General features: G+C 69.9%; 18 protein-coding genes. 10 read left to right on the forward strand and 8 right to left on the reverse strand.

Annotation, left to right across the window (positions count from 1 at the left end; translation table 11 throughout):
• Positions 1-6 precede the first annotated feature (6 nt).
• Positions 7-1,401, forward strand: coding sequence for a CsgG/HfaB family protein (locus AC1RVW_RS25485; protein ID WP_493203352.1), 1,395 nt, complete (start codon positions 7-9; stop codon positions 1,399-1,401).
• 107 nt (positions 1,402-1,508) lie between these two features.
• Complete coding sequence (locus tag AC1RVW_RS25490) at positions 1,509-6,842, forward strand: beta strand repeat-containing protein (protein ID WP_493203354.1); 5,334 nt, start codon at positions 1,509-1,511, stop codon at positions 6,840-6,842.
• Between the two features lie 65 nt (positions 6,843-6,907).
• On the opposite strand, the gene AC1RVW_RS25495 is transcribed toward AC1RVW_RS25490, so the two are convergent.
• Complete coding sequence (locus AC1RVW_RS25495) at positions 6,908-7,768, reverse strand: ChaN family lipoprotein (RefSeq protein ID WP_493203356.1); 861 nt, start codon at positions 7,766-7,768, stop codon at positions 6,908-6,910.
• Positions 7,769-7,792: 24 nt separating this feature from the next.
• On the opposite strand from AC1RVW_RS25495, the gene AC1RVW_RS25500 reads away from it, so the two are divergent.
• Entirely contained in the window at positions 7,793-8,890 is a 1,098-nt protein-coding gene (locus tag AC1RVW_RS25500) for an AbrB family transcriptional regulator (protein ID WP_493203358.1), read from the forward strand.
• A 61-nt stretch (positions 8,891-8,951) separates the two neighbouring features.
• Here the strand turns inward: AC1RVW_RS25500 and AC1RVW_RS25505 are convergent, their stop codons facing one another.
• Positions 8,952-9,230: a BTH_I0359 family protein gene (locus tag AC1RVW_RS25505; RefSeq protein ID WP_172839907.1), complete on the reverse strand. Its 279-nt coding sequence runs from the start codon at positions 9,228-9,230 to the stop codon at positions 8,952-8,954.
• Positions 9,231-9,345: 115 nt separating this feature from the next.
• A complete protein-coding gene (locus tag AC1RVW_RS25510; RefSeq protein ID WP_493203359.1) occupies positions 9,346-10,521 on the reverse strand; it encodes a DUF3108 domain-containing protein in 1,176 nt (391 codons plus the stop codon).
• Between the two features lie 115 nt (positions 10,522-10,636).
• Here AC1RVW_RS25510 and AC1RVW_RS25515 point away from each other — a divergent pair, with 115 nt between their 5' ends.
• The gene (locus AC1RVW_RS25515) at positions 10,637-11,737 is read left to right on the forward strand and encodes a fumarylacetoacetate hydrolase family protein (protein WP_081268052.1); all 1,101 of its coding nucleotides are present in this window, start codon (positions 10,637-10,639) and stop codon (positions 11,735-11,737) included.
• Positions 11,738-11,752: 15 nt separating this feature from the next.
• Here AC1RVW_RS25515 and AC1RVW_RS25520 read toward each other — a convergent pair whose 3' ends face one another.
• The gene (locus AC1RVW_RS25520) at positions 11,753-12,541 is read right to left on the reverse strand and encodes a helix-turn-helix transcriptional regulator (protein ID WP_081268041.1); all 789 of its coding nucleotides are present in this window, start codon (positions 12,539-12,541) and stop codon (positions 11,753-11,755) included.
• 100 nt (positions 12,542-12,641) lie between these two features.
• Between AC1RVW_RS25520 and AC1RVW_RS25525 the strand changes: the two genes are divergently transcribed.
• The 3 genes from AC1RVW_RS25525 to AC1RVW_RS25535 are packed head-to-tail and all read left to right on the forward strand — an operon-like array spanning position 12,642 to position 15,608.
• The gene (locus AC1RVW_RS25525) at positions 12,642-14,399 is read left to right on the forward strand and encodes an FAD-dependent monooxygenase (RefSeq protein ID WP_493203361.1); all 1,758 of its coding nucleotides are present in this window, start codon (positions 12,642-12,644) and stop codon (positions 14,397-14,399) included.
• On the forward strand, positions 14,396-14,608 hold the full coding sequence (locus AC1RVW_RS25530; RefSeq protein WP_081268043.1) for a DUF2783 domain-containing protein: 213 nt from the start codon (positions 14,396-14,398) through the stop codon (positions 14,606-14,608). Before AC1RVW_RS25525 ends, AC1RVW_RS25530 begins: the two co-directional genes overlap by 4 nt.
• Before the next feature lie 25 nt (positions 14,609-14,633).
• On the forward strand, positions 14,634-15,608 hold the full coding sequence (locus AC1RVW_RS25535) for a Bug family tripartite tricarboxylate transporter substrate binding protein (RefSeq protein WP_081268044.1): 975 nt from the start codon (positions 14,634-14,636) through the stop codon (positions 15,606-15,608).
• Between the two features lie 127 nt (positions 15,609-15,735).
• On the opposite strand, the gene AC1RVW_RS25540 is transcribed toward AC1RVW_RS25535, so the two are convergent.
• Complete coding sequence (locus AC1RVW_RS25540; protein ID WP_234382296.1) at positions 15,736-16,911, reverse strand: toxin-antitoxin system YwqK family antitoxin; 1,176 nt, start codon at positions 16,909-16,911, stop codon at positions 15,736-15,738.
• Positions 16,908-17,321, reverse strand: a complete 414-nt coding sequence (locus tag AC1RVW_RS25545; RefSeq protein WP_081268046.1) for a VOC family protein — start codon at positions 17,319-17,321, stop codon at positions 16,908-16,910. The genes AC1RVW_RS25540 and AC1RVW_RS25545 overlap by 4 nt, the downstream gene beginning before the upstream one ends.
• Positions 17,322-17,385: 64 nt before the next feature.
• Here AC1RVW_RS25545 and AC1RVW_RS25550 point away from each other — a divergent pair, with 64 nt between their 5' ends.
• From AC1RVW_RS25550 to AC1RVW_RS25560, 3 genes are all read left to right on the forward strand, one after another.
• Entirely contained in the window at positions 17,386-18,678 is a 1,293-nt protein-coding gene (locus AC1RVW_RS25550) for a TraB/GumN family protein (protein ID WP_493203364.1), read from the forward strand.
• Between the two features lie 11 nt (positions 18,679-18,689).
• A complete protein-coding gene (locus AC1RVW_RS25555; RefSeq protein WP_081268048.1) occupies positions 18,690-19,061 on the forward strand; it encodes a DUF2946 family protein in 372 nt (123 codons plus the stop codon).
• Positions 19,062-19,265: 204 nt separating this feature from the next.
• Positions 19,266-20,180 carry a copper chaperone PCu(A)C domain-containing protein gene (locus AC1RVW_RS25560; protein ID WP_409194359.1) on the forward strand — a complete coding sequence of 305 codons (915 nt, stop codon included), beginning with the start codon at positions 19,266-19,268 and terminating at the stop codon, positions 20,178-20,180.
• Positions 20,181-20,194: 14 nt separating this feature from the next.
• Here AC1RVW_RS25560 and AC1RVW_RS25565 read toward each other — a convergent pair whose 3' ends face one another.
• Both AC1RVW_RS25565 and AC1RVW_RS25570 read right to left on the reverse strand, forming a co-directional pair.
• On the reverse strand, positions 20,195-21,925 hold the full coding sequence (locus AC1RVW_RS25565) for a phospholipase D family protein (RefSeq protein ID WP_493203366.1): 1,731 nt from the start codon (positions 21,923-21,925) through the stop codon (positions 20,195-20,197).
• 115 nt (positions 21,926-22,040) lie between these two features.
• On the reverse strand, positions 22,041-23,945 hold the full coding sequence (locus AC1RVW_RS25570) for an ATP-binding cassette domain-containing protein (RefSeq protein WP_493203368.1): 1,905 nt from the start codon (positions 23,943-23,945) through the stop codon (positions 22,041-22,043).
• Positions 23,946-24,292 lie beyond the last annotated feature (347 nt).

The following is a 24,292-nucleotide window of genomic DNA, read 5'->3' on the forward strand; positions in this document are numbered from 1 at the left end:
CGCGACATGCACACCACCAGAACATTCGCACTCGCCGCGATCGCGGCCGTGGCGCTCGCCGGTTGCGTCTCTGCACCGCAGCAGCGCTTTGCGCCCAACGAGGCGCCCGTGGTGCTCGGCCCCGCCGTGCGCGACAACGTCACGCCGATGGAGGCCGTGCTCGCCTGCTATGCCGACCACATCGCGGCCACGCGCCGTCCGCCCATCGTGGTGGGCGTGGGCGACGTGAAGGACTACACCGGCAAGTACAGCATCAACGAAGGCAATGCCATCACGCAGGGCGGCGCGCTGATGGTGTATTCGGCGCTCGGCAAGCTCGGCGGCGCCGTGAGCATCGCGGAGCGCTTCGACCCGGTGATCGCCGAGCGCGAGCTCGCGTACGCGGACCGCCGCCAGCTCGGCGACGGCCGCACGCACCAGCTCGGCGGACCCAACGGCGGGCAGACCGTGCCGTGGATGCCGTACTTCGGCGGCACCATCAACAAGTCCGACTACTTCATCGTCGGCGGCATCACCGAGCTCAACTACAACATCAACTCGGGCGGCGCCGAGTTCGCGGTGAACCAGGTGGGCGTGAAGGCACGCACCTTCAGCCAGTCGGTGAGCGTGGACCTGCGCATCGTCGACACCAAGTCGCTGATGGTGGTGCGCACGGTGAGCCTCACCAAGCAGTTCAACGGCTACGAAGTGGGCCTGAACGTGTTCCGCTTCTTCGGCAGCAAGCTGTACGACGTGGACATCGGCGCCAAGGGCCAGGAGCCGGTGCAGATGGGCGTGCGCGCCGCGCTCGAAGAAGGCGTGGTGCGGCTCATGGCGGCCGTCACGCAGGTCGACCACCGGCCCTGCATGACGATGCGCCCGGGCGGCGGCGAGGCCATCCCGCTCACGCCCGCCGCCGATCTGCGCAAGGTCGACAACCCGGGCGATGCCACGGTGGGCGGCGCGGCCGTCGCTTCGCCGGTGGTGCAGGGCGGCGTGGCCGTCAACGCGGGCGGCCCGGGCGGCGCCCGCCTCACCGGCACGGCCACGCAGGTGGCGTTCGACTTCGGCGCGACCACGCTCGGCGGCAGCTCGCTCGCGCTGATCGACCAGATCGCGGGCCTGGCCAAGAAGGGCGCGACCGACATCGTGCTGGTGGCGCGCGACACCGAGAACTGGGACGCCCGCAAGCGCGACGAACTGACCGACCAGCGCATTGCCGCCGTCACTTCGGCGCTGGCCAACCGCGGCGTGGCGCCGGGCGCCATCAGCGTCACCTGGCGGCCCGATGCGGCCGACACATCGATCCACCGCGACGGCCCGGGACTGCAGGAGATCGCCAAGCTGCGCATCGGCAGCGTGGCGGTCGGCAGCGCGGCGCCGCGCGCTTCCGCCGACGACGGCGCCACGAAGGGCGACTGAAGACCACTTCATCCAGAGCGACCGACCGCGCCTTGCCGCGCACAGCCCCTCCCATCCGTTTTTTTCCAGCCGAGCCAGAACGCTTCCAACATCCGAGGAGTCACGACATGAAAGCACGCAAGATCCAGAGCCGGGCCGCACGCGCGCCCATGTTCAGCCGCAGCAGCGTCGGCACCGCAGTGGCGATGGCGCTGATAGCCGCCGCTTCCGGTGCGCAGGCCGCAGAAACCACTGTCGGTGCCGCGTACAACGGCAGCGCCAACGGTACGCCGTCGGTGAACGCGGGCAGCAACAACACCGCCAACGTCAACGCCGCGATCACCGGCGCCAGCGTGGGCACCACCTCCACGGGCACGCCGTCCACGCCCAATCCGGTGGCGATGAGCACCAGCGGCAACCTGATCGGCGCGACCGCCACCGGCAACAGCTTTGCCAACGGCATCCAGCCCGCGCCCGGCCTGCCGGTGAACAACGCGGCGACGCTGGGCGTGGCGACCAACAGCGGCGTGATCAACAGCAGCGTCACGGGCAGCAAGCTCGCGGTCGAGTCGAGCACGCTGCAAAGCGGCAGCGTGGTCAACGCCGACAACACCATCTCGGCCACCACCACGCTCAACAGCGGCAGTTCGGTGGTCTCGGGCGCGGCGCCGGTGGGCGCGCCGGCGCAGGCCGGCACCTCGGTGCTGACCTATCCGGCGGGCGCGCAATTGTTCGACGCCAAGGGCAACATCGTCGTGACCTCGCTGCAGTCGGCCACCGGCGCAGGCTCCGGCGCGGTCCTGCTGAACAACACGGTCGACCTGATGCTGACGGCCAACGCCGGCAACACCATCACCACCGCGGCCGCGCTCGAGCGCAACTCGATCGCCGCGGTGCTCAAGGCCAACAGCGCCAGCAACACGGCCGAGATCCAGTCGGGCGGCGCGCCGTCCTTCGCGGGCTCGGCGGTAGTGGCGAACCTTCAGGCCAACGGCAACGGCATCCTCGCGGTCACGCACAGCGCGACCAACACGGGATCGGTGGTCATGGGCATCGTGAGCGGGGCGCCCGCTGGCGGCGCCAACGTGCTCCAGGGGTCGCTGTCGGTGCAGGGCAATGCCATCTCCAGCGCGGCCACCGGCAACGAGGCGCTCGGCGCCACCGCCGGCGTGGCGGGCAACCGCATCCTGATCGACGACGTGAGCATCGCCGGCACCGGCACGGCCGCCACGGCGGCCAACAACAGCACGCACAACGGCGTGGGCGTGACCAGCAACGTCAACAGCGACCTGGCCATCGTCAACAGCCAGGGCAACATCGGCGTGACCACCTTCGCCCAGACCGTGGGCGCGCGGGTGCTCGCGGGCGTGCAGTCGAGCAAGAGCAGCCAGCTCACGCTCGCGGACAACAGCATCACGGCGGCCGCCACGGGCAACACCGCCTCGAGCGCCATCGCCAGCGGCCAGAACGCGGCGTCGTTCACCGGCACCGCCGCGGTGTCGAACCAGCAGGCCAATTCCGCCGCGGGCGTGTCAGCCTTCGTCATGCCATCGATCATCGCGGCGCAGACCGGCGAGTCGCCCGGCAACGGCCAGACCACCGGCAGCACGGTGACCGTGTCCGACAACACCACGGCCGCCACCGCGCAGGGCAACCAGGTCACGCAGAGCCTGGCGCTGCAGGCGGCTACCGTGGCGCTGGGCAACGGCAACGCGGTGCTCTCGGGCGGCACCGCCACCGACGGGCGCGTGTCGGCAAGCGGCGCGGCCACCCTCACCAACCTGCAGGGCAATTACAACGACGGCGGCGCCGCGGCGCTGAACGTCGGCTCGCAGATTCACCTGACCGCCAACGGCGGCGGCGCGCCGGTGGCGAACAACACGCTGGCGCTCAGCGGCAACCGGCAGGAGGCCGTGGCGCTCGGCAGCGGCGCGTCCAACACGCTGACGCTCACCGGCAATTCGGTGGGCACCGGCGCCGGCATTGCCAGCGTGCAGATGAACGACGCAAGCTCTGGCGTGGGCGCGGGGCTGTCGGATCCGGAGGCGCGCATCGGGGTCGACGGCAACCTCTCGGGCGGCTCGGCCGCGGTCGCCGGCAACCTGCAGCGCGCCATCGCCTACGGCAACTCGGCCACGAACACGCTGGGCGTGAGCGCAGGCAACCTGGCTGCGGCACCGGGTCCGATCCTGCTGGGCGCGGCGGCCTCGACGGTCACTGCCGACCTGGCCAGCGGGCTGCCGTTCAGCAACGCCGCCGGGGCACTGCCCACGGTGCGCGCGGCCTACGGCGTGCTGAACGACCAGTCGGTGCAGGCGACGGTCAACAGCGCGGCCACCGGGCCCAACACCTTCGCGGCGACCGTCAACGGCAACGTGTCGGCCGCCAGCGTCTCGAACAGCGGCAACGCCTTCGTCGGCGCCGCCTACGGCAACGACGCGGCCAGCGGCGTGGCGCTGGGGCTGAACAACGTGAGCGGCTCGAACGCCTCGATCGCGAACGTCACCAACACGCAGGCGGTGGCGGGGGCAAACACCAAAGTCTCGGCCATCGCGGCCGGCGGCATCGTGGCGCGCACCACCGTGGCGGGCACGCTCACCAACGGCTCCGTGTCCAGCACAGGCAACACCGCCGAGGCGCTGGCCTACGGCAGCCGCGCCACTGCCAACACGGTGAAGGTGACGGGCAACAACGTCGACACGGCGGGCCTCTTGCTGTCGGGCGCGACCTTGGCGGGCAACGCGCTCTCCACCACCGCGGCCTTCAGCGTGCAGAGCGCGCAATCGGGCCAGGGCTCGGTGTCGGCGCAGCGCAGCGGCGGGCCCGAAGTGCAGGTCGCGGTCGCGGGCGCGGTCAACAACTCGAAGGTGGATGCCAGCGGCAACACCACGCTGGCCGGCGCAACCAGCAACAGCGCCGCCAACGGCGTGAGCGTGAATGCGGTGGGCGTCTCGACCACCACCGCGGTGCAGAACCTGCAGCTCACCAGCGCGACCGTCGCCTCGCTGACAGGGCAGGAGGGCGCGTTCCTCACCAACAAGGACGGCGTGCAGGTGGTGCTGGGCGGGAGCATCCAGGGCTCGCAGGTCACGGTTGACGGCAACACCGCCGGCGGCTCGGCCACCGGCAACGCGGCGGCCAACGGCATCGACGTGAAGGGCAACACCATTGCCGTGGGCAACGGACTGCCGCTGGCCGGCGCGAGCAGCCTCGCGGGTACGGCGGGCGCGGTCGGCGACCATGCCGTCTCGAACATCCAGCTGGTGACGAGCCCGACGATCTCCTCCAGGGTGGCTGCCGCATTCGGCGTGGACACCGTGCCCGGCGCGGCGATCGGTGGCTCCACGCTGAGCGCGTCGGGCAACACCCAGGGCGCGAGGGCCGTGGCCAACACCGGCAGCAACGCCATCGCGCTCGCGGCCACCGATGTCTCCGCCCGCTCGGCGCTGCTGTCGGCGCAGGGCAGCACGGCGGCGGTGGAGTCGCGCTCCTTCCAGCAGGTGTTTGCGCCTGCCTCGGTGTCCGGCTCTTCGGTGAAGCTCTCGAACAACGGCAACACGGCGCTGGGCGTGATCAACGACGTGAGCAACAAGGTGTCCGTCGCGGGCGGTACCTCGGGCGGGATCGGGGTTCCCGCGGTCATCACCCAAGGCGCGCTGCCCGGCAACACCATCGCGCTGGGCGACCAGGTGCTGGTGAACCGCCAGTCGGCCGGAACCTCCGTCGCCAGCACCGCCGACACCGCGATCTACAACGAAGACCGCCTGGTGCCCGCCAACGCCGGCCTGAACGGCAGCAGCTTCACGGCATCGGGCAACAGCACCTACTCGGAAGCCTCGGCCAACCGCGCGACCAACGCAGCCTCGCTGGCGGGCGGTGCGTCGCAGTCGGCCAAAGTCGCGGTGCTGAATGCGCAGGACAGCAGCGCGGCCGTGACGGCCAGCGCCAACAACGCGACGAAGCTCACGCTGACCGGCAACAGCGCCCTGGTCGGCAGCAGCGCCACGCTGGACGGCAACAGCACCAGCGCCGCCGCCACCGGCAGCGCGGCCACCAACAGCATCGACGTGAAGAGCGGCGGCGCCATCGCCGGCGGCCTGGCGGCGCTGCCCGCGACCACGACCGGCCCGGCATCGTCGGTGACCGTGTCGGCCGACCAGGCGCTGGCCAACGTGCAGCTGGGGGCGGGCGCCGTGTCGGCCACCGCCACGGGCGTCGTCGGCATCGACACCGCACCGCTGTCGAACGTCGGCACCTCGACGCTGGGCGTGACGAACAACAGCCAGAGCGCGAAGGCGGTGTCGAACACCGCGCTCAACAGCGTGGCGCTGGCAGGTTCGAACGTGGGCGCGCGCTCGGCGCTGCAGTCGACGCAGTCGGGCACCGCGCCGGTGACGGCATCGTCCACGCTGGAACTGTTCGCGCCGGTGGCTTCCTCCGCTTCGACCATCCACATCTCCGGCAACAGCAACACGGCGCTGGGCGTGATGAACGACGCGGCCAACTCGCTGAGCGTGAGCGCGGTCAACGCCTTGCCGCCGGGCGCGACGGGCTCGGCCTCGCTGAGCGAGACCGGCAGCGCCGACAACCTCGTGGCCAGCGGCGACCATGTGCTGTCTAACCGCCAGTCGGCTTCCTCGACGGTTTCCAGCACCGCCAGCACCTCGATCCACAACGACGACAACATCGTGCCCGGTACGCAAGGCCTGGCCAATGGCGCGCTCACGATCTCCGGCAACAGCACCTTCGCCGAGGCCTCGGCCAACCGCGCGGCCAACACCGTCACGGTGGCGGGCAGCGGGGCGCAGGGGGCCAGCACCGGCATCGCGAACGTGCAGGGCAGCACGGCGACCGTGACGGCGACGGCCGGCACCGTGGCCAACACCACCCTGGCGGGCGCGGCGCCGCTCAACGGCAGCAGCGTTTCGCTCGACGGCAACACCACGGCCGCTCTGGCGCGCGGCAACTCGGCGACCAACCTGCTCGAATCCGGCGGCGGCAGCGGCTACGGCGTGGCGGCCACGGCGGGCTCGTCCAGCCTCGTGGGTTCGCCGCTGGCGCTCAACGTGGGCGCCAGCGCGGCGATCCTCAACAGCCAGAACAACGCGGGCATGGTCACGGCCACCAGCACGGGCACGAGCTACCAGGTGGCGCTCAACGGCACCGGCGCGGGCGTGTCGAACGGCACGGTCGGGGTCACCGGCAACGCGCTGGCGGCGCAGGCCTTCGGCAACAGCGCGACCAACCGCGTGACGCAGACGGCGCTGAACACCGGCACGCCGAGCGCGGCCATCGCCAACTACCAGGTCAACACCGGCGCGGTGACGGCCACGGTGACGAGCGTGAACTTCGGGGTCGGCGTGACGGGCGCGGTGGGCAACAGCACGCTGCGCACCACGGGCAACCAGATCACCGCATCGGCGACTGGCAACTCGTCGGTGTCGACGATCACCGCGCGCTGAAATCGCGCGCCGCCGTCATGCTGCAAAAGCCGCGGACCTTTCGAGGCCCGCGGCTTTTTTTTCGCTTACTGCGGGCTCGGCTTGGCAGGCCGGCGCAGCTCGGCGCAGTAGTCCTGCGGGGGCAGCGCCGGCGTCTGCCAGATGCGGTCGTATTCGCCGGGCACCACGTTCGCCAGCGTGGGCGCGGCCAGCATGCGCACCGTGGCGATCCTGACGTCGTTCGGCAGGTGCTGCGGCACGCCGAGGGTGCGCACCACATGGCCGGAGCCGGCGATCAGCAGTACCGTCTTGCCGGGCTGCCGCGCCTTGACGATGGCCTGCGCCATCGCGCGGTCGCGGCCCACCTGGATGCGGGTCATGGGAATGATCTGCGACTCGGGCAAGAGCTTGCAGTGGCCCTCGCGCACCGCATCCTGCTGCGCGACGTAGGCATCGTTGCCGAGCTGCGCGTCGAGCGAGACATCGGCCATCGCGTCTTTCATGCGGGCGCGCGGCAGGTTGGCGCCGACCACGGGCACACCCGCGCGCACGGCGGCCATCACGGCCGGGCCGTAGCTGGCCCAGGGCCAGGCCTTGTCGCTCCAGTCGAGCGCGGCCCGCACCTGGGCTTCGGTGGCGGTGGGTGCCACGTGGGCGGTGCCGCGGCCTTCTTCCGCCATCTCGAGCGCCAGCGCGGCGAGCTGGCCGCGCGCGACCAGCGCCTCGACGGTTTCGCGCTCGATGACGTGGTGCTCGGGCGCGTCGTGCTGCTCGCCGAGCAGCAGGGCGTCGACCGGCAGCAGCGCGGCGACGCGGCGTGCGACGGGGGCGTCGGGCGCGTCGGACGACAGCGCCGAGCAGCCGGCGAGGGCGGCCGCAACCAGCGTGGCGACGAGGAGAAAGGGAAGGCGGGGAGCCCGCGCTGGCGAGAATCGTGAAAAAGCCATCGCGCCATACTAGGCCTTCGGCGCATGCGCGCCCTGCCGTCCAATCCCGCTACTTCCTGTCCGTCCGTGCCTCTCCCTTTCATCGTCCGCGTGACCACCACGCTGCTGCTGGCGCTCGCCGCCGCGGGTGTCTGCCTGGCGCTGCACACGCCGCTGCCCTGGATGATCGGCCCGCTGATCGCGGTGTCGCTGGCTTCCATCGCCGGCCTGCCGACCGCCAGCCACACGCCGCTGCGCAACGCGGGCCAGTGGACCATCGGCACCGCGCTGGGGCTGTACTTCACGCCGCACGTGGTGTCGCTGGTGGCCGGCGTGTGGTGGGCGATCGCGCTGGCGATCGGCTGGGCGCTGCTGCTGGGCTGGGGCTTCGGGCGCTGGCTGCACGGGGTGCATGCGGCGCGCATGCCGCATGTGCCGGCGAAATCCATGAGAGCCACGGCTTACTTCGCGGGCGCCATCGGCGGCGCCTCCGAGATGACGCTGATGGCCGAGTCGGCCGGCGCGCGCACCGATCTCGTGGCGGCGGCGCACAGCCTGCGGCTGGTGGTGGTGACGGTCACCATTCCGTTCGCGATGCAGTGGAGCGGGCTGCACGGGCTGGAGATCAGTCCGCCCGGCGCGCGCGAGGTGAACCCGGGCGGGCTCGCGCTGCTTGCGGTGGCGACCGGCATCGGCGCACTCGCGATGCGCGCGCTGAAGCGCACCAACCCGTGGTTCATGGGGCCGCTGCTGGTGGCGATGGGCTTCACCGTGGCCGGTCATTCGCTGTCGGCGGTGCCGGCGTGGATGTCGAACACGGCGCAGCTGGTGATCGCGGTGAGCCTGGGCGTGCGCTTCAGCAGGGAGTTCCTGCACACGGCGCCGCGCTGGCTAGGCTCGGTGGCGCTCGGCACCTTCGGCATGCTGGCGCTATGCGGCGCGGTGGCCTGGCTGCTGGCATGGGCGACCGGGCTGCACCCGGCCACCATGATTCTGGGCACCTCGCCGGGCGGCATCGCAGAGATGTCGATCACGGCCAAGGTGCTGCAGCTGGGCGTGCCGGTGGTCACGGCGTTCCAGGTGTGCCGGCTGGTGGCGGTGCTGCTGCTGGTGGGGCCGATGTACCGGTGGATCTACCGCTGAAGAGCGGCTGCCCATGAAAAAAGCGCCCTGAGAGGCGCTTTTTGCTGGGGACAGGAGCGAATCAGTGCACGAGCACCGGCGTGTGGGCCAGCTCGGCATAGCCTTCCAGCGTGTCTTCGACTTCTTCCTGGGTGGGGGTGTTGAGCTGCCAGGCGGCGATCTGCTGCTGGAAAAGCTCGGCCCATGAGCCGTCGAGGTAGACCTCCTTGCCTGAACGCTTGTCCACGATTTCGAAGCCGTGGCGTTCGAGGACCGGCATGTTCGGCTGCGCGGGTTCGTCGCCTTCGGTGGGTTGCACGTGGACGACGACGAAAGACTCCGAGTCATAAAGCATGTTCATGGCGGGCCCCGTAAGGATGTCGATGGCATTCATGGAGAGTACTTAGCAATCAACGCGCCAGTTTCAAGACCTGTTGTCTTTTGTTTACTTTCAACGTCGATATGTGCGTTTTGCCTCAATTTGTGGGGCTCGTGGGTAGGGATTTGCGCAACTGCGCGTCGGCGAAGTTGCCGTTGGGCTCGGTTTGCTTGATCCGCACGGGCAGATAACCGTAGTCCGGCGCCAGCCAGAGCTCCAGCTTGCTGTCGAACTGCTGGCGCGGGCTGCGGGTGAGCTTGCGCGCCCGGTATTCGCCGGCCGGCAGGCTCAGCTGCTCCTCGTCGCCGACCACGAAGACCCAGACGCCCGCGTCGCGCGGACCCACGGTCTGCACCGAGATCTGGCTGCCCGCCGGGTAGCGGCCGGGGTCGCCCGCCAGCAGGCCTCCGAGCTGCATCATGATGCTCAGCCGGTCCTGCGCGCCGGCCAGCAGCGGCACGGAGGGCGCGTTGTTGCTGAACACCACCTGCCCCTGGTCGCGCACGAAATGCGACGCCACCTCGGACTTGCGGCTCTCCGAGTAACGGTCGGGCTCGATGCCCGACGGGCCGATGCGGCCGGTGCTGTGCTGGCTGCGGATGGTGCTGAACAGCACCTTCAGCGTCAGCCGGGCGTCGTAGCGGCTGCCGTCCTGCAGCCAGGTCAGCTCGCCGAACACGCCCTGCATGGGAGACGAGCCGTCTTGCCCGGTGGCCGTGAAGTCGAGCGTCACCGAGCCCGGAATGCGCAGCGACTGGGTACCGACGATGTTGCCGGACGCGGGATTCGCAGCGCCGGCGGACGCGCCCGCCGCGCCGTCGCCGGTGCCTGCGCCGCTCCCCGCGGCGGCGGCCGGGGCTTCGGTCGGCGTTGCTCCTGAATCCGTAGCGGGCTGCGCCGTCAGGTCGGGCGTTTCCGGTTCCTTGGGCGCCGCGTTGTCGGCCTGGGGCACGGGCGCCGGTGCCGGCTCGGGCTTCGGCACCGACGGCGCGCGGGGCCGGCGCGGCTTCACCTGGGCCGGCGGCCGGGCTTCCGGCGGCGCTGCGGCGGCTGGTGCGGCCGGCTTTTCGGAAGCGGGGGGCGCGATCACGATCGTGCGCGTGATGAACTTGTTGGCCAGCGGCGAGGGCTCCGGCCCGATGGCCGTCGGCGCCAGCCCGAGCACCAGCAGGTGGATCACCGCCACCAGCAGCGTCAGGGCAGCCAGCACCCGCCATGACGGGCGCCCGGGCAGGCCGGCGGACAGCGGAGGGGGGGCGACGAGCGTCGGCATCAGAGTGTGGAGTGGGGCGCCGGCGCGGAGGTTCACCGAGACCACCTCGGTACACTGCCGCCCGTCCAACCAGTTTAAGTGGGAGCGGCAGCCGCCCTCACACACCTACCGCATCATGAAACTCGCCACCCTGAAGGACGGCTCGCGCGACGGCCAGCTCGTCGTCGTTTCCCGCGACCTCACGCTCGCCCACTACGCCACCGGCATCGCGAACCGGCTGCAGCAGGTGCTGGACGACTGGGGCTTCATGAGCCCGCAGCTGCAGGACCTGTACGACTCGCTCAACCACGGCCGCGCCCGCCATGCCTTTCCGTTCGATCCCTCGATGTGCATGGCCCCGCTGCCGCGCGCCTACCAGTGGGCCGACGGTTCGGCCTACCTGAACCACGTCGAGCTGGTGCGCAAGGCGCGCAACGCCGAAGTGCCCGAGAGCTTCTACACCGACCCGCTGATGTACCAGGGCGGCAGCGACGACTTCCTCGGGCCGGTCGACGACATCGTGGTGCCCAGCGAGGCCATGGGCATCGACTTCGAGGCGGAGATCGCCGTCATCACCGGCGACGTGAAGATGGGCACCACGCCCGACCAGGCGCTGGACGGCATCCGCCTGGTGATGCTGGCCAACGACGTGAGCCTGCGCAACCTCATTCCGGCCGAGCTGGCCAAGGGATTCGGCTTCTTCCAGAGCAAGCCCGCCACCGCCTTCAGCCCCGTGGCCGTGACGCTCGACGAGCTCGGCGAAGCCTGGCAGCACGGCCGCGTGCACCTGACGCTGCAAAGCAGCTGGAACGGCCGCAAGGTCGGCATGTGCGACGCCGGCCCGGAGATGACCTTCCACTTCGGCCAGCTCATCGCCCACATCGCCAAGACGCGCAACGTGCGCGCCGGCAGCATCGTCGGCAGCGGCACCGTGAGCAACAAGGGCGTCGAGAAGAAGGACGGCCAGATGGACTGGCCCAAGGGCTATTCGTGCATCGCCGAGAAGCGCTGCATCGAGACCATTCAGGGCGGCGCCCCCGTCACCGAGTTCATGAAGTTCGGCGACACCATCCGCATCGAGATGAAGGGGCTGGACGGCCGCTCGCTGTTCGGCGCGATCGACCAGGAGGTCGTGTCGACCGCCGGGCGTCCTAAGGAGGCGCCGGTGTCGCTGGTGAAGCCGGCCGCCGGCGCGCAGCAGGACGAGGCGCCGGAAGAAGCGGCCTCCGAAGACTGACCCGGGCTCGCCGCCTCAGTGCGGCCCCTGCGGCCCCGCGCCGCGCAGCAGCTCCTTCTGCGACCGTATTCCCAGCCGCCGGAACGCCCGGTACTGGTGGGTGCGCACGGTCGTCAGCTCCACGCCGATTTCCCGTGCCGCCTCTTTCGCGGTCTTGCCCGCCATCAGGTGGCCGATGACTTCGCGCTCGCGCAGGCTCAATGTCAGCAGCCGCGAGGCCAGCGCGGGCTCCACGGCTTCGCGCACCGCCATTGCGCTGCGTCCGTGCGCCGCGGTCGCGTCGGCCAGCAGCGCGGCATGCGCTTCGATGCGATGGAAAGCCTCCGCATCGAACTCGGGCTGCGCCAGGCTCCGGTAGAAGCTCACCGCCACGCGCTGGCCGGTGGGCAGCAGCAACAGCACCGAGGCCCGCTCGCGGATGCCCACGTCGCCGTAGCAGGCCGCGCGGTAGGCCGGGTCGGCCACTTCGTCGGCGCGCTGGTGGCCCAGCCAGAGCTGCGCGCGCTGCGGCAGCTTGCGCGCGGCGAGCCACGCCATGTTCGGATCGAGCAGGTCGAAGCGCTGGGCCACGTAGCGTTCCGACGTGCGCTCGGCCGTGCTGCCGTAGCTGCTCGCGGCCGACACCGCCTCGATGCGCCCCGCCGCGCTGACCGCGAACACGGTGCAGAAGGTGACGGGCATCACGCGCTGCATCGCCTTCAGGTAGCTGGTGGCCAGGTGCGCCGTGCCCACGCCGCCGAGCACGTCGCTGACCACGGCGGCGGCCAGCGCGGTGTCGGTGGGGTGGATGCGCCAGCGTCTCATGGGGGATGGAAAAGGTCCGGAATGCTCGGGAGGTTGGGGTAACTACCTCGTACGAAGTTATGACATCGGCAGCCCGCGCGCATCGGGACAATCCCGTCGCATGACGAACTCTCCCGCAGCCGCTCCGGGCGATGCCGCCGGCGGCCCCGTGCCGCCACCGGCCAGCGCCACCGAACTCCCGCCCTCCGTCGGCGCCTTTCACTACACGCGCTACAAGCCGTGGACGCCGCCGCTCGAGCAGGACGGCGTGGAGCCCGGCCGCCACCCGGTGGTGATCGCCGGCGGCGGGCCGGTGGGCATGGCGCTCGCGCTGGGGCTCGCGAACCACGGCGTGCGCTGCGTGATCCTGGAAGCCGACGACACCGTGTGCGTCGGCAGCCGCGCGGCCTGCATCTCGCGCCGCAGCCTGGAGATCATGGAGCGGCTCGGCGTGCTGCCCGACTTCATGGCCAAGGGCCTGCCGTGGACCGGCGGGCGCAGCTTCTACAAGACGGCCGAGGTGTTCCGCTTCGAGATGCCGCACGACGCGCGGCAGAAGCTGCCGCCGATGATCAACCTCGAGCAGTACTACGCAGAGCACTATCTGCTGGAAGAAATCTTCCGCCGCAACGAGGCGACGCCGGGGCTCATCGACATCCGCTGGGGCACCGAGCTCACCGGCCTCGCGCAGGACGGCGAGGGCGTGACGCTCGACGTGCGCAATGCCGAGGGCAGCTACCGGCTGCACGGCCAGTGGCTCGCGGCCTGCGACGGCGGCCAGAGCTTCGTGCGCAAGGCGATGGGGCTCGCGCTGGAAGGCACCGGCTACGAGGGCCGCTACGTCATCATCGACATCGAGCTGCACAGCGGCCATCCCACCGAGCGCCGCGCCTGGTTCGACCCGCCGTGGAACCCCGGCTCGACCGTGCTGATGCACCGCCAGCCCGACGACATCTGGCGCATCGACTACCAGTTGCGCCCCGGCCAGAGCACCGAAGAAGCGCTGCAGCCGGCGGCGGTGGCCGAGTTCGTGCAGCGCCACCTCGACGCCATCGGCGAAGGCCACCTGCCGTGGAAGACGGTGTGGACCTCGGTCTACCGCGCCGGCGCGATGACGCTCGACAGCTACCGCCACGGCCGCGTCGTCTTCGCGGGCAACGCGGCGCATGCGATGCCGATCTTCGGCGTGCGCGGGCTCAACTCGGGCTTCGACGATGCCGACAACCTGGCATGGAAACTGGCCTTCGTGGCCAAGGGGCTGTCCGGCGCGCCGCTGCTCGACAGCTATTCGCAGGAGCGCATCGAGGCCTTCCACGTGAACGCCGAGAACGCGATGCGCAGCACCGAGTTCATGTCGCCGCCGTCGCGCGGCTTCGACCTGCTGCGCGAGGCGGCGCTGTCGCTGTCCGAGGCGCACCGGGGCATCGCGCAGCTGATCAACCCGCGCCAGACGCAGGCCGTGCGCTATGCCGCTTCGCCGCTGTCGAGCTCGGGCGACGAACTGGCGGCGGGCCCGCTGCCGGGCGAGGCGGTGCCGGAGCAGCAGCTCGAGCGCGGCCACCTCACCGACTGGATCGCGCCCACCTTCACCCTGCTGGTGCTGCGCCCCGACGTGGCCGCGCTGCCGGCCGCCGACGTCGTGCGCGCGCAGCAGGGGGCGCTGCCCTTCGTCGTGCGCACCATCGCAAGCCCAGGCATCGCCGGTGTCGACGGGCATGCCTCGGCCGACGTGTTCGAGGCGCTCGGTGCGCAAGACGGCGCGGTCTACCTGCTGCGCCCCGACGGCCATGTGGCCGCGCGCTGGCGGCGGCTGCCGCCCGGCGCCCTGCAACCCGCGCTGGCACGTGCCGCCGCTGCCCTGGAGACCCTTTCAGCATGACCAACCCTGCTCTTCCCCCCGATGCCCGCGACCGCCTCTACGCCGAGTGCGCGCGCGCCATCAGCGAAGCGGGCGCCGAGCGCGAATCGCTGTTCCTGGCGCGGCTGGCGCTGCTGCTGTTCGAGCAGGTCGGCGACGAGGCGCGCTGCCGCGAGGCGTTGTCCGATGCATTGCACGCGCTGCCCGTACCATCGCTGTCCGCTTCCTGATTTACAAACGACTGGAGACTGATCCATGGATCGCCGCACCCTTCTCGCCACGCTCGCCTCCGGCGCCGCGATGGCCGCATCGCCCTTCGCCCGCGCGCAGGAATATCCCGCACAGCTCATCAAGTGGGTCGTGCCCTATCCGGCGGGCGGCGGCACCGACGTGATCGCACGCGTGCTGGCCGAATCCATGCGCCAGACGCTGGGCCAGCAGATCGTGGTCGACAACCGCCCCGGCGCCTCGACCAACATCGGCGCCGACCTGGTCGCCAAGAGCAAGCCCGACGGCTACACCATCCTGTCGGCCGACAACGCGGTGCTGGCCTTCAACGAGCACCTGTTCAGCAAGCTGCCGTTCAACCCCGAAAAAGACTTCACCTACATCGGCGCCATCGGCAAGTTCCCGCTCGCGCTGGTGGTGCACCCGGACTTCCCGGCCAAGAACTTCAAGGAGTTCCTGGCCTACGTGAAGGCCAACCCCGGCAAGGTCAACTACGCTTCGCCCGGCAACGGCTCGCCGCACCACCTGGCCATGGAAATGTTCAAGGTGCGCACCGGCACCTTTATCACCCACATTCCCTACCGCGGCGCCGCGCCGGCCATGGCCGACGTGATGGGCGGGCAGGTGCCTTGCATGTTCCTCGACCTGGCCTCGGGCCTGTCGATCATGCAGAGCAACAAGGTGCGGGTGCTGGCCATCGGCTCGGGCGCGCGCAGCAAGCTGCTGCCCAACGTGCCGACGCTGGCCGAAGTGGGCGTGCCCAACACCGAGGTGTTCGCGTTCCAGGGCATCCTCGGCCCGGCGGGCCTGCCGCCCGCGGTGGTGAACAAGCTCAACGGCGACCTGAACAAGGCCTTCGGCACGCCGGCGGTGCAGAAGCGCTTCGAGGACTTCGGCATGGAAGCGATGCCCGGCACGCCGGCGCAGTTCGCGGCGCTGTCGCGCGCGGAATCGAAGCGCTGGGGCCCGATCATCAAGCAGGCTGGAATCAAGCTCGACTGAACTCGCCGAGGGCATTTTTTCTCGCGTAACACCGCGGAACCGGCTTCGCCGGGCCGCAGGTGTTGCCCCCGGTAGGGGGGTGGCGCAGCGACACGAAGTGCGCGGAGCCTGGGGCCTCTGGGGGGCGTTACTTTGTGTATGCCTTGCGCGAGCCGTCCTCGAAGACTTCGTCGTCTCGCTGCAGCTCGCCGTTTTCGTCCCAGGCGCGTTCGCGCGTCACGCGGCCCTTGGCATCGAAGCTCGATTCGGCAATGAGCGTGCCTTTTTCGTTGAAGCGCTGGTGCGTGCCGATCGGCACCTGCCGGCTTCGGCCGACGAGCTGGTAGCGGCCCTGCGCGGCGCGCTGGCCGCTGTCGTAGAACTCGGTAATGTCGACCACGCGGCCATTGCCGTTGCCGCTGTAGGCCGACTTGCTGCTCGGCTGGCCGTTCAGGTAGTAGCTGTCGTCGCCGATGGGCTCGCCCGCGCTGTTCCAGCGCTGGTCGCGCACCAGCGTGCCTTTTTCGGAGAAAGCCTGCTCGCGCTGGCGGATCGAGGCGCGCTCCACCAGCAGGTACACCGTCTCGCGGCGCTTGACGCCTTCTGATGAGTAAGCCTGCTCGGTGCGCTGGTTGCCCATGGTCTCGTCGAGCGACGCGGTCTTGCCGTTGTCGTAGAAGCTCTGCGAACGCACCCGCTTGCCCGACAGGTAAGACAGCCGCGAGCGCAGGTTGCCGCGCGCATCGAACAGGTCGACCTGCGACGGGCCGCCGCTGAAGCCGCAGAGCTTGGCGTCGTCGACCACCGGCGCCAGCGTGGGCGCGTCGGCGCAGCGCAATGCCGAGAGCTGGCCGCGTTCGGTGAACTCGACCGAGCTGCCGCTGCCGGTGTCCGGATAGAAGATGACGCGGCGCAGCTTGCCGTCGGGGTAGTAGCTGCGCGCCAGCCCGCGCTCCTGGCCGTCGTCGTAGGTGGCCTCGCGCAGTACCTTGCCGCTGGGCGAGAACTCGCGGGCGCGGCCCTGCAGGTTGCCCTTGGCATTGAGGGTGTGCTCCTTGGCGAGCTTGCCTTTCTCGTAGATGCGTACGAGGCCCATGAAGACGCCGTTCTGCACCTGCTCCTCGCGCTGCAGCTCGCCCGTCTCGCGGGCCTTGCAGCGCAGGATGCCCGTCTGGCCGGCGGTGGTGGCGCCGTTGGCCGGGTTCACGCTGCGACCGTTGAGCTCGCAGTCCTGCTGGGCATGGGCCGCCGAGGCCGCGAGCAGCGGCACGAGGACGGCAAGCCCGGACCCGAGCTGCCTCAGGCGCAGGCGCGGACTTGTCACTTGTCGTAAAGAGTGTCTAGTGAACGGAAGCCCTTGACCTCGATCGGATTGCCGAACGGGTCGCAGAAGAACATCGTCCATTGCTCGCCCGGCTGGCCTTCGAAGCGCACCTGGGGCTTGAGCACGAAGTCGGTGCCGGCGGCCTCGAGGCGGCCGGCCAGCGCCTGCCAGTCGGGCAGGGCGAGCGCGAGGCCGAAGTGCGGCATCGGCACCATCACGTCGCCCACGCGGCCGGTGCGGGTGGTGGCAAAGGGCTCGCCGAGGTGCAGGGAAATCTGGTGGCCGAAGAAGTCGAAGTCGACCCAGGTGTCGGTGCTGCGGCCTTCGGCGCAACCGAGGACATCGCCATAGAAGCGGCGGGCACCGTCGAGGTCGCGAACGTGGAAGGCAAGGTGGAAGATGCTTTGCATGGTTTCGGATTATGGGCAACGGTGCTGTGAGAATGCCGGACTTTCTTTCATCGTGGAGCAAGCCTTGCGGATACTCCGGATCCTCGCCGCGCGGATGCGCGGCATCTATATTTCGGCGCGGATGCGCGCCGTCGATTTCTCGGCGCCCTCGCGCCTCGTGCAGCGGACACCGCGCCAGATCCTGGCGGGCGTGTGCTGCGTCTTTACATTCGGCGCCGCCCATGCGGCCTGCCCGCCCTCGGCCATCGCCAGCCTCGAGAAGCCGGGCGTCGGCCTGCGCAACGGCGTCGACCGCGGCATGCTGTGGCGCATCGAGCGCGACGGCCGCACTTCATGGCTCTACGGCACCCTGCACGTGGGACGCGGCGACTGGGTGCGGCCCGGGCCGACCATCCAGAAGGCGCTGACGCAGAGCGACCTGCTCGCGCTGGAGCTCGACTCGCGCGACGAGGCCACCGCCCGCACCATGGCCCAGCCGGCTGACCCGGCGCTGGTGGCCCGGGTACTCAGCGGCGAGCGTGCCCGCCGGCTCGAGCGCCAGAACGCCGAGGCCTGCGTGCCGCCCGGCACCACCTCGAAGCTGCAGCCCATCCTGCAGGTCACGGCGCTGGCCGGCCTGGCGGGCCGCGCCGACGGGCTGTACCCCGAATTCGGCGTGGACGAGACGCTGGCCGTGTCCGCCCGCAACAGCAGCAAGCCGATCGTCGCCCTCGAGAACGCGGCCGACCAGCTGCGCGTGCTGACCGGCGAGTCGGAAGACGAAGAAGGCCAGCAGATCGACGCCGCGCTCGACGAACTGGAGTCGGGCAAGCTGCGCGGCCAGCTCAAGGAACTGGCCGACGTCTGGGCCCGCAGCGACGCGGCCCGGCTCGCGCGCTATGCCGACTGGTGCGACTGCCTCAACACGCCCGCCGAGCAGCGGCTGCTCAAGCGCCTGCTCGACGACCGCAACCCCGGCCTGGCCGACGGCATCGAGCGGCTGCACGCGAGCGGCAAGGGCGTGTTCGCGGCAGTGGGCGCGCTGCACATGATCGGGCCGCAGGGGCTGCCCGCGCTGATGGCGTCGCGCGGCTTCACCGTGACGCCGGTGCTGACCAGCGCGCAGGAGCAGACGGCGGTGCCGATGCCCGCGCTCGCGGCCCCGTCGCCTGCGCCGAGGGCGCGCGGTGGCAAGGCCGTGAAGGGCCAGCGCGTGCAGAAGGGCCAGAAGGGCGCACCGGCTGCCGCGGCCAAGGGCGGCAGGCCTGCGGCAGCTGCCAAGGCCGCGCCCGCCGCCAAGGGCGCGAAAGCGCCGGCCAAGGCAGCCGGCAAGGCGCCCGCCAAGGCCCCGGCCGCCAAGGGCAAAGTGAGCCGATAATCGCGACCGCCATGCACGCGCTGCGCCTTCCCACCCGCTTCCTCGGCCTCATCGGCCGCTGGGTGCTGCTGTGGTTCGTGCTCTCGCTGGGTGTGGCGGTGGCGTCTCCGCTGGTGCATCCGCAGTCGATGGAACTGGTGTGTTCCGGTGCCGGCCCCGTCAAGGTGGTGGTCCACACCGACGACGGCGCGCGCGAAATGGGCGCCTCGCACATGGACTGCCCGCTGTGCGTGCTGACCGGCGCCCCGCCGCCGGCCATGGTGGCGCCGGCTTTCGATCTTCCCCTTCCGCTGGGCCGCGTGGTCCAGTCGATTCCCGCCGCGCGACTGGCCGCGGCCACCGCCGCGCCCCTGCCGGCGCGCGGCCCCCCGACTTTCTCCTGACGCTCTCGAAACGATAGCTGCATTCGCGCGCCCGGCGTGCGCACGCGGCTTGTCCGGTTTGAAGTTCGATGGAGAAGGCTCCTCTTGAAAAAAGCAATCCCGCGCCCTGCCGTTGCTGCTCGGCGCAACCCCGCAACCCACCTGTGTGGCCGAACGCAAGTTCGACCTTTGACTTTCCCGTTCCAACCCCAAAGGATCCGCGACATGACGAAACCGATGGCCGCCATCACCCTGCGAACCCTCGCCGCCTGCGCCATGCTGGCCGGCACCACCGCCGCGCTGGCGCACGTGACGCTGCCGCCCGGCGGCGCCACCGTCGGCAGCGACTACAACGCCGCCTTCCGCGTCGGCCACGCCTGCGAAGGCGCCAAGGCCACCACCGGGCTGGCCGTGCGCCTGCCCAAGGGCTTCGTGCTGAGCGACGCCCAGGCGCGCAAGGGCTGGAAGCTCGACGTGACGAAAAGCGGCGACGGCGAAGTGCGCTGGACCGCCGAGACCCCCGGCAACGCCTTGCCCGGCAGCGAGCGCTCCGAATTCGTCCTGCGCGGCAAGGTGCCGGCCACGCCGGGCACGCTGTGGTTCAAGGTGCTGCAGACCTGCGACACCGGCGTGGCCGACTGGGCCGAGGTGCCGGCATCGGGCAACTCGACCGCCGGCCTGAAGAGCCCGGCCGCCAGGCTCGTGGTGGTGGCGCAGGGCGTGGCCACTGTCGACGTGCGCGACGGCTGGGTGCGCCAGTCGGTGCCGGGCCAGAGCGGCACCGGCGCCTTCATGAAGCTCACCGCGCCCACCGGCACGAAGCTGGTGAGCATCTCCACGCCAGCGGCCGGCACCGCCGAAGTGCACGAGATGAAGATGGAAGGCGACGTCATGAAGATGCGCGAGCTGCCCGGCGGCCTCGACCTCCCCGCGGGCCAGACCGTCGAGCTCAAGCCCGGCGGCTATCACGTGATGATGATGGACCTCAAGGGTGCGCTGGCCAAGGGCGCGACCGTGCCGATGACGCTGAAGTTCGAGGACGCCAAGGGCGTGAAGACCGCGCTGGACGTGACGCTGCCCGTGGGCGCGCCCGAAGGTGCCGATGCTGCCGGTTCGTCGGCGCACCAGCACAAGCACTGAGCGCCGCGTCGCGGCTAGAGCAGCTGGTCGGGCGCGAGCGGGCCGAACAGCTTGAGCATCAGCCGCAGGCTGGCGCTGGTGTCGGGCTCGGTGGTCGCGTCCTTCAGGCCGCTGCCTTCGGGGGCGCGCCACACCAGCGAGCCGTCCGTCAGCTCGACGTGCCATGAGCGCTCGCGCATGCCGCGCTCTATCTGGGCCGATGCGGCGCGCGAGAGCTCGTCGCTGCGGATCAGCAGGGCGATCTCGGTGTTCTGCAATTGGGAGCGCAGGTCGAGGTTCATCGAGCCGACCACCAGCAGCCGGCCGTCCATCACCAGCACCTTCGAGTGCAGCATCGCCCGCGACTGCCCGGTGACGCCACCGCTGCCGGTGCTTCCCGAGGAGCCGAACACGTTGCCGAAGTTCGACTGCTCGCTGCGCAGCTCATAAAGCTCGATGCCCATCTTGAGCAGCGCCTCGCGATGGCGCGCATAGCCCACGTGCGCCACCGGGGCGTCGTTCGAGGCCAGGGAGTTGGTCAGCACCCTGATCTTCACTCCCCGTGCGCGAGCCTCGCCGAAGGCCTTGAGCATGTCTTTCCCGGGTACGAAGTAGGGCGAGATGATGAGCAGGCTGGAGCGCGCCTGGCCGATCATCTGCAGCAGGCCCTCGACCACCGTGTCGCCGTTGGCGGCCAGGTCGGAGGCTGCCTCGAGCGACGCCGCACCGCGCGAGGCCGCGGGTTTGTCGTCGGGCTGGCTGACCACGAGACCGGGGGCCTTCGCGGTGTCCGGGCCGGAGTCGGCGGGAATCTTGCCGGGCTTGTCGGCCAGCATCACGGCCGGCGCCCAGACGAAATCGGCGGTGCGCAGGTCGAGCGCCTTCTGGTCCCAGGCGCGGGCGCGTTGCTCGGCGGTGGGGGGCGCATCGGCGCTGGGCGGGTCGTCGCGGTCGCGGGTGGCCTGTTCGACCAGCTCCTGGTCGGCCTTCTTCGCGCGCTCGCGCATCGACTGCAATTCCTCGCGCGTGACCAGCGATTTCACGGGGTAGGCGCGCTCGTTGTTCCAGTAGCTGTCGAAGCTGCGCGACAGGTCCTGCACGATCGGGCCGATTGCCAGCACGTCGACATCGACGAAGTTGCCGTTGGCCGCGTTGCCGAAATAGGCGTCGCCCAGGTTGCGGCCGCCCGCCACCCCCATCACGTTGTCGGCCAGGAACAGCTTGTTGTGCATGCGCTGCTGGATGCGCGAGGCGTCGTCGATCGAGTTGACCAGGCGGCTGAAGGTGGAGTCGCGCGAGCCGGCCAGCGGGTTGAAGAGCCGCATCTCGATGTTGGGAATGAAGGCCAGGCCTAGCACCAGTGCGTCGCGGCCGGTGGTGTGGAAGTCGTCGAGCAGCACCCGCACCCGCACGCCGCGCTCGGCGGCGGCGCGCAGGCCCCTGACGAGGCGGCCTGTGCTGGCATCGGCGTGAATGGCGTAGTACTGGAGGTCGAGCGTCTTCTGGGCGCCTTCGATCAGCGCGAGCCGGCTGCCGTAGGCGGCCTGCGGCCCGCCCAGCAGCAGGAAGCCGGATTCGTAGCGGGCGTTGGCGGCGCGCCGGCGCTGCTGCACGAGGTCGGCCAGCGCGGAGCCGGTGGCCGGCGCGGCGATGGCGGTCGAGACGGGGCGCTCGACGTTCTGCGGCAATTGAGCGCAGGCCCCGAGTATCAGCAGCGCCAGGAGCGCGGTGGACCGACGAAAGAAGGCTTGGAATGAAGAAGGCATGCAGCTTTCCCGGGGCTTGGGGGGCGAAGCCGCATATATAGCCTAGTCCGCGTCCCGCCGGCGTCGGACGGCGGGACGGGCGCGGCGCGGCGGGGAGCGCTTTGGTTCGCGCCGGTCAGCGGCCGGCGCCCAGTTCTTCCTGGCGCTCGAGCGCTGCGAGCAGTTCGTCGTCGATCTTCGCGTGGCGCTCGGCGAGTTCGGTGGCGCGCGAGGAGTCGGTGGCATAGATGGCGCCGCCGTCGAGTTCGAGCATCTCGGTGATGCGCTTCTGTTCCGCTTCCAGGCTTTCGATCTGGGCGGGGAGCGCTTCCAGCTCGCGCTGCTCCTTGTAAGAGAGCTTCTTGCGCGCTGCGGCCGCCTTGGGCGCGACGGGTTCCGCGGGCGCGGACGGCGCTGCTGGGGCCGGTGCCGCAGCGGGGGCCGCAGCCTGGCGCTGTTCCGCGATCTCTCGCGCACGCTTGGACTGGACCAGCCAATCCTGCACGCTGCCTTCGTACTCGCGCCAGCGGCCGTCGCCTTCATAGGCGATGGTGCTGGTCACCACGTTGTCGAGGAAGGTCCGGTCGTGGCTCACCAGGAACACGGTGCCGTCGTAGTCCTGCAGCAGGTTCTCGAGCAGCTCCAGGGTGTCGATGTCGAGGTCGTTGGTCGGCTCGTCGAGCACCAGCACGTTGGCGGGGCGGGCGAACAATCGGGCCAGCAGCAGGCGGTTGCGTTCGCCGCCGCTGAGCGAGCGCACGGGAGAGTTGGCGCGCGCCGGGGAGAACAGGAAGTCGGAGAGGTAGCTCTTGACGTGCTTCTTCTGGCTGCCGATCTCGATCCATTCGCTGCCGGGGCTGATGAAGTCTTCCAGCGTGGCGTCGAGGTCGAGCTTGTCGCGCATCTGGTCGAAGTACGCCACCTGGAGGTTGGTGCCGCGGCGGATCTTGCCGCTGTCCGGTTCGAGCTCGCCGAGGATCAGCTTCAGCAGGGTGGTCTTGCCCGCGCCGTTGGGGCCGAGCAGGCCGACCTTGTCGCCGCGCAGGATGGTGCCGCTGAAGTTGCGGATGACGGTCTTGGGGCCGAACGACTTGGTGGCTTCGGTGAGTTCCGCCACGATCTTGCCGCTGGACTGGCCCGATGCCACGTCCATGTTGACGCTGCCTTGCACCTCGCGGCGCGCCGCGCGGCTGGCGCGCAGTTCCTGCAGGCGGGTGATTCGGCTCTGGCTGCGCGTGCGGCGCGCTTCCACGCCCTTGCGGATCCAGATTTCTTCCTGGGCGAGCAGCTTGTCTGCCTTGGCGCTGATCACGGCTTCCTGGGCGAGCTGCTCTTCCTTCTGCACGAGGTACTGCTCGAAGTTGCCGGGGTAAGAACCCAGCTTGCCCCGATCCAGCTCGACGATGCGGGTGGCGACACGGTTCAGGAAACTGCGGTCATGGGTGACGGTGACGACGCTGCCTTTGAAGTCGATCAGCAGTTGTTCGAGCCACTCGATGGAGTCGAGGTCCAGGTGGTTGGTGGGCTCGTCCAGCAGGAGCACGTCGGGCGCGGCCACCAGGGCCTGCGCCAGGGCGACGCGTTTGCGGGTGCCGCCGGAGAGCGAGCCGACGCGGGCGTCGCGGTCGAGGTGGAGGCGGTGCAGCGTCTCTTCCACGCGCTGCTCCCAGTTCCAGGCGTCGAAGGCTTCGATCTGCGACTGCAGGGCGTCGAGGTCGAGGCCGTCCGCACCGGAGAGGTAGAGATCGCGAATGGCAATGACCGGGCCCAGGCCCTGGCTTGCGGCGGTGAAAACGTCCGCATCCATGTCCAGCACAGGCTCCTGGGCGACGTACGCGACCCGGAGGTTCTGCTGGAACTGCAGGGTGCCGTCGTCGGTCTTTTCCAGGCCCCCCAATATCTTGAGCAGCGAAGACTTGCCGGCGCCATTGCGGCCGATCAGGCCGATGCGCTCCGATTCCTGAAGAGAGAAGTCCGCATGATCCAGCAGCGGGACGTGACCGAACGCGAGTTGGGCGTCGAGGAGTGTGATGAGTGCCATGTGGCTCGAATTATCGGAGGAGCCACAAGATGCAATGGGCGAGAGGATGCTCCCTGTATGTGAAGAGCCTTGAAGAAGTCTTTTCATCGTGATTCTTCAGGGATATCTTGCACGCGGCAAAAGATGACATATACTCGCTGGCTCGGCTGACAACGCGGCATGATTTCTTCGAGAATCGCAGCAAGTCAGTCGATAAAAAAACTTCCTTCGAAGTTGACGCTGACAGAAAAGTCGGAGCATAATCGAAGGCTTCGCTGAAAACGATTCAGTGGCTGGTGACGGAAGTTGCCGACTGCTGGGAAGTTTGAAGAAAGCGAAAAAAGTTTGACGATACTTAAAAAATCGTG

The organism is Variovorax sp. MPBD4-3, from assembly GCF_058809745.1.